This is a genomic window from Rhizobium ecuadorense, assembly GCF_001187535.1.
In the GTDB taxonomy this organism is placed as follows: Bacteria; Pseudomonadota; Alphaproteobacteria; order Rhizobiales; family Rhizobiaceae; genus Rhizobium; species Rhizobium ecuadorense.
On sequence record NZ_LFIO01001765.1, the window covers coordinates 1 to 207 of the forward strand.

Annotated in this window: 1 pseudogene; it reads right to left on the bottom strand. The window is 63.3% G+C overall.

Features of this window, described 5'->3' with window-relative positions:
• Window positions 1–207: pseudogene (locus AF337_RS35310) on the bottom strand (serpin family protein); the annotation flags it as partial.

A 207-nucleotide genomic window follows, 5' to 3' on the forward strand; every position in this document is an offset into this window, starting at 1 on the left:
GAACGAGAGTGCGCCGAGGCTGACGAAGCCGCCGCCGGGTGGTGCATCCAGGATTACAGGAATGGCGCCCCGCGTGGCTTGTTTGACCCAGCCGTTGATGTGCTCGACCGATTTCGGTCCGTCGAGGTCCTCGATCGAAGGCTTGATGTGGTGGGTGGCGAGCATGGAGAGCGCGTCGGGAACGAGCACCAGTCTGTCGTCGAAGAC